The 5,487-nt window shown below is 52.8% G+C and carries 5 protein-coding genes; 2 read left to right on the top strand and 3 right to left on the bottom strand.

Translation table 11 applies throughout. The annotated features are described in order from the left end of the window. Positions 1–222: 222 nt before the first annotated feature. From ACP5D4_RS20795 to rsmH, 3 genes are all read right to left on the bottom strand, one after another. The gene (locus tag ACP5D4_RS20795; RefSeq protein ID WP_428013522.1) at positions 223–669 is read right to left on the bottom strand and encodes an ATP-binding protein; all 447 of its coding nucleotides are present in this window, start codon (positions 667–669) and stop codon (positions 223–225) included. Between the two features lie 3 nt (positions 670–672). Then, the gene (locus tag ACP5D4_RS20800; protein WP_428013523.1) at positions 673–2,346 is read right to left on the bottom strand and encodes a SpoIIE family protein phosphatase; all 1,674 of its coding nucleotides are present in this window, start codon (positions 2,344–2,346) and stop codon (positions 673–675) included. Between the two features lie 191 nt (positions 2,347–2,537). Then, a complete protein-coding gene (rsmH, locus tag ACP5D4_RS20805) occupies positions 2,538–3,452 on the bottom strand; it encodes a 16S rRNA (cytosine(1402)-N(4))-methyltransferase RsmH (protein WP_428013524.1) in 915 nt (304 codons plus the stop codon). Positions 3,453–3,557: 105 nt separating this feature from the next. Between rsmH and ACP5D4_RS20810 the strand changes: the two genes are divergently transcribed. Further along, complete coding sequence (locus ACP5D4_RS20810; protein WP_428013525.1) at positions 3,558–4,742, top strand: NAD(P)H-quinone oxidoreductase subunit H; 1,185 nt, start codon at positions 3,558–3,560, stop codon at positions 4,740–4,742. A gap of 337 nt (positions 4,743–5,079) precedes the next feature. Further along, positions 5,080–5,487, top strand: a 408-nt coding sequence (locus ACP5D4_RS20815; RefSeq protein WP_428013526.1) for a hypothetical protein, incomplete at its 3' end; no start/stop codon positions are given.

The raw sequence follows: 5,487 nt of genomic DNA on the forward strand, positions 1-5,487 counted from the left end.
TTAAAGATAAGAATCGTGAAAATGTAAGATGAACGCCTAAGATTAAAGCCGTCGATCGCCTGCCTCAATGTCCCAAATTGCCATCTCCAAAAATTCCAATTAAAAAAAAGAACGAGAGCAGGCTTGGGAGAATTCAAGCTCTCGAGAACTCAACGCTGTAACGTCCCTACCTTGGAGGTGACAGGTTCGACGTTCTGCGAGTCTCCCTCAACCCATCTCTCGCTATGATTTGACCTTTTCCTTGCTCTTATCCACGAGATTGGCTTCGAGTTTCAAACAGTTGCGGCCTTCCATATCCACCTGCAAACTGTACTCGACGCGATCCATCAAGCGATTCATAATCAACCAGCCATAGCCCCCTTCCTGCATCGCCTCCGGCGTCGGTGCCATGTACTCGTCGAGGTTGTATCCCCGCCCGTAATCCCAGACTTCCAAACAGATATCTTCTTCCTTAAGTTCCAAACGAACCAAAACCGGAAGGTGAGGTCGATCGCGATGGGCGTGGCGAACGACGTTAGAAAACGCCTCGGCGAGAACCAAGCGCAAGCGGTTCGACTGGCGCGGCCAGTCTACGCTTTCACCTAAATCCATTTCCAAACACCCCAGGAGCCAGTTCTCGACGATGTTTAAAAACCTCAGTTCGCTAGGAATGTGTAATTCCGTTTTCATGGATTACAGAACCTCCAGAGAGAGAATAGTTTGGTCGTCTTCCTGCTCTTGGGTGTTACCTCGCACGCGATCGAGCAAATGAGAGAGATCGATAGGAGACCCCTCTCGATGGAGGAGTTTCCAAAGTCCTTCTTGTTGGAGCATCGTCGTAGTTTCTTGTCCGTTACTATCAACTTGCGTCACGCTGGCTTCGGTAATCCCGTCGCTCGTCAGCAAAAAGACATCGCCGGGATTCAGCGTCACCGAATCGTCTTTGGCTTTCCAAACAGGCAAAATCCCCAATGGAATCCCCCGGGTTTTCACGAAATTCGGCTCGACTGTCACCTCTTCGCCCTGTTGCACTTGTTCGACGACAGTTCGATGCGCCCAAATTAGGGGATAGATATGGCCGGCGTTGGCGTACACCAACTGTCGAGTTGACGGGGTGTACCGCGCCAAAACCATCGTGATAAAGCAGTTGTTGCTAATCAGGTCGTCGGACAGGCTGCTGTTGAGGTTTTGCATGACCTCGGCGGGGTCGGGGGGATTGTCCTGGGACAGTTCCCGACGCAGTACGGACATGGCGCTGGCCATGAACAAGGCGGCGGGAACGCCTTTCCCCGAAACGTCCCCCAACGCCAACCAAAAATCCCCTTGAGGATGGACGTACACTTCAAAGAAGTCGCCGCCGACTCCTCGAGCGGGATAGCAACAGGCTTGAACTTTTTCGGTGTCGGTTTCGGGAAAACTCTGACGCAGCAGGTTCGACTGGATTTGTCGGGCGACCTCCAACTCGGCCAGCATTTTCTGCGCCTGTTCTTGGGTGCGCTGGTACAGGCGGGCTTGAGAAAGTGCCAGGGCGGCTTGTTCGGCCACCAGTTCGATGAGCTTGACTTCTTCTTGTGCCCATTGGGGGTCGTTTCCGATTTGGTACAGGGCGAGGACAGCCAGGCTGTCCTGTTGGTACAACAAGGGAACGACGAGGTGAGTCGCGTTGGACTCGTCGTCTTGGACGAGCTGGCTTTCTCGTTGTTCGACGGCGGTCTTGACTAAGGCTTCGTCGTAGGGGGAAACCTCCGGTTCGTCGGACTCGTTGGCGTTGTAGGAGACAGAGCCGGAACTCCGCAGTTTGTTTCCTTCGACGGGATAGAGTTTCGCCCCGGTGGCCTCGAAGTTGCTCCCGACGGTTTCGACGATGGTGCCCAGCATACTTTCGTAGTCGAGGGACTCGCGCACCACCGTCATGATGGCGTTGAGTAAGGACTCGCGGCGTAGGATGCGGTTGAGTTCGTTGGTGCGCTGTTTGACGACTTTGTAGGTTTCCGATGCCTGCTGGACGACGGCTTTGAGTTCCTCGGGATTCCAGGGTTTGGTGATGTATTTGAACACCTGACCGGAGTTGATGGCTTCGACCAGGTCTTCGACGTCGGTGTATCCCGTCAGCAGGATGCGAATGGTGTCGGGATAGCGATCGACCGTTTTACTTAGGAACTCGGTACCGTTCATCTCCGGCATTCGTTGGTCGGAAATGATAATGGCCATTTCGCCCCGTTCTTCGAGAACTTGTAGGGCGGCGAGGGCGCTTTCGGCTTTGTAAACTTGAAATTCTCGACGAAACGTCCGATAGAGCAAGTCTAGGTTGTCTGTTTCGTCGTCAACCACTAAGAGTTTGAGTTTTTTTCCTTTTCCCCGACTCATGCCATCTCCAGTGCGCGGGCTAGTTCGTTGGTTAGACTTCCGTGTGGGGGTGAGGATGCGTCCGACTTCGGCGATCGCGTCTTTGCCATCGTACCCTAGGATTTTGTAGAAATCGACCGTATTCCCCCCGATCTTTTTTTTACCCCCGATTTTTCTGCGAATCGATTTCTAGCGATATGTCTTTTATATCCTTACGATCGCTCCTCGGGGGAAACGCGCTCGGCAAACCGCAGTTTCGCGGAACGCGATCGCGGGTTGGCGGCGCGTTCTTCGGGTTGCGGGACGATGGGTTTTTTCGTCAGCACCTTGAGTTCGGAACTGTCCCGAAATCGGTGTTTGACGATGCGGTCTTCCAAGCTGTGAAAGTCGATCGCGGCGATGCGCCCCCCAACGTTCAGCGCCCGAGGCGCTCGATCGAGCCATTGTTCCAAACTGTCTAGCTCTCGGTTTACGGCAATCCGTAACGCTTGAAATACGCGGGTTGCCGGGTGAATTCTACCATATCGGTAGCGACGGGGGACACTCCCGGCGATCGCTTCGGCTAGGGCGACGGTGGTGTAAAACGGCCGCCGTGCGACGATCGCGCGGGCGATGCGTCGCGATAACCGTTCTTCGCCGTAGTGGTAAAAGACGTTGGCTAAGTCGGTTTCGTCCCAATGGTTAATTATCTCTGCGGCGGTCAACTCTTGGCGTCGGTCCATTCTCATATCGAGGGGCGCTTCGTGGCGAAAGCTGAACCCCCGTTCTACTACGTCGAACTGGCCGGAACTGACCCCCAAATCGGCTAAAATGCCGTCGAAACGTTCGTCCTCGTAAGGGAATTCGGCAAAGTTACCTCGCCAGAAGGTCACGCGATCGCCGTAGTCGGCTAAATTAGCTTTAGCTGTTTCCAGCGCCATATCGTCGCGATCGATGGCGGTCACGTGGGTATCCGCCGCCGCCTCGAGTATCGATCGCGTATGGCCTCCGGCTCCCACGGTGGCGTCGAGATATCGTCCCCCAGGACGCACGGCCAAGGCGGCGATCGTCTCTTTTTGGAGAACCGGAACGTGCAGAAACCGAACCTGCTGGTCTGAAGTGTCAGTGGATATTTCTAGGTCAGCCAACCCAATCTCCCTATAATGTACTGAAGGCGAAACAAAAATACATATTCAGTCATTAAAGCTAACAGCTTTTTCTGACACCCATCAAACGGATAACCGATAGCTGAAATGCCTAAGATCGAAACTCGAACTGAACCCATGGTGCTGAACATGGGGCCGCACCACCCCTCAATGCACGGCGTTTTACGGTTGATCGTCACCCTCGACGGGGAAGACGTCATCGACTGCGAACCCGTCATCGGCTATCTCCACCGAGGGATGGAGAAAATTGCCGAGAACCGCACGAACGTCATGTTCGTTCCCTATGTTAGCCGTTGGGACTATGCGGCGGGAATGTTCAACGAGGCGATTACGGTCAACGCGCCGGAACAACTGGCCGGCGTGGAGGTTCCCAAACGCGCCAGCTACATCCGCGTCATCATGCTGGAGTTGAACCGCATCGCCAACCACCTCCTCTGGCTCGGTCCCTTTTTGGCCGATGTGGGCGCTCAAACGCCCTTTTTCTACATTTTCCGCGAGCGGGAGTTGATTTACGACCTCTGGGAAGCGGCGACGGGTCAGCGGTTGATTAACAACAACTATTTCCGCATCGGTGGCGTCGCGGCGGATTTACCTTACGGTTGGGTCGATAAGTGCGAGGATTTCTGCGATTATTTCGATCCGAAGGTGGATGAGTACGAGAAACTCATCACCAACAACCCCATTTTCCGCCGCCGTATTGAAGGGATTGGCGTCATCTCTCGCGAGGAAGCTATTAACTGGGGACTCTCTGGGCCGATGCTTCGCGGTTCTGGGGTGAAATGGGATTTGCGGAAAGTCGACAGTTATGAGTGCTACGACGAGCTAGATTGGGAGGTTCATTATGAAACGGCGGGTGACTGCTTTGCTCGCTATTTGGTGCGGATTCGCGAGATGCGCGAGTCGGTGAAGATTATTCGTCAGGCTCTCAAGCAACTCCCCGGCGGTCCGTTTGAGAATTTGGAAGCCCGTCGGATGGCGGAAGGTCCGAAGTCTCAGTGGAACGATTTTGATTACCAGTTTATGGGTAAGCGCATTCCGCCGACGTTTAAGATTCCGTCTGGGGAACATTACGTCCGCATGGAGTCGGGGAAAGGCGAGCTGGGCGTGTTTATTATGGGGAACGATAATGTCTTCCCCTGGCGCTTTAAGATTCGTCCGGCGGATTTCAATAATTTGCAGGTTTTGCCTCATATTTTGAAGGGGGCAAAGGTTGCCGATATTGTGGCCATTTTGGGCAGTATCGACGTGATTATGGGATCGGTCGATCGATAGTTAGAACAGTTGAAAATTGACAGTTTCTACCCCTCTCTTGTTGGGGCGGTGCGTGATGCGGTAGCTGTTTCTCGATCTGATTTCGACTCCGTTTTTTGCCCGCGTCACGCGCCCTAGGATTCTCGGTTCGCCATTTCATCAAACTCAGTAAAACTACGCAGGATTGATTTAATATCTTGCGTAGTTTTTTGGTTTTTTGGGGTATTACAAAAAATAAATTGCGTAGATTTATGTAAATTCGGAATCCGGTTGATTGTGTTATTGATTTTTAAATCGATGGGTCGTCATATAATCCGCTAATATTAAAAAAAAGCTTAAGTTTCAGGGGATGCGAACCATGACACGATCGCAGATTTTGCAACGGGCGAAACAGGGAGACGAACGGGCGATCGCATTGGTGTTAAACCATGTTTTTAAAAAGCGCGGGATTCAAACTCACGTCTCTCGAAAACCCGAGGGGTTGCGGGTGGTTTTAATCTTACTGGAACCGATCGATCGAACCCAGGTTCTTCCCCGTCTGCGTCACGCTTTGGGAAAACTCGAAATTCCCTCGGTGGAGTCGGTTCGCACGGTTGCTTGTCTTCAAGGAAACTCCGAGCCTCTCTGGAAATACGAGTTTTCACTGAAACTTCAACCCTCTGTTCGTCTCGAATCGATGGATCTTCGCCAGGAAACGGTTCGCAAAACCCAGACTCCAACCCCAGACAACACCGGATTTTGGCCAGTTTTTTTTCCTTATCCTAAG

The sequence above is a fragment of the Baaleninema sp. genome (assembly GCF_049974805.1).
Lineage (GTDB): Bacteria > Cyanobacteriota > Cyanobacteriia > Cyanobacteriales > Geitlerinemataceae > Baaleninema.

Excerpts from the sequence above, each read along its gene's own strand:
- ACP5D4_RS20810 (WP_428013525.1), top strand. The coding sequence starts at position 3,558 with ATGCCTAAGATCGAAACTCGAACTGAACCCATGGTGCTGAACATGGGG.
- ACP5D4_RS20795 (WP_428013522.1), bottom strand. The coding sequence starts at position 669 with ATGAAAACGGAATTACACATTCCTAGCGAACTGAGGTTTTTAAACATC.
- ACP5D4_RS20800 (WP_428013523.1), bottom strand. The coding sequence starts at position 2,346 with ATGAGTCGGGGAAAAGGAAAAAAACTCAAACTCTTAGTGGTTGACGAC.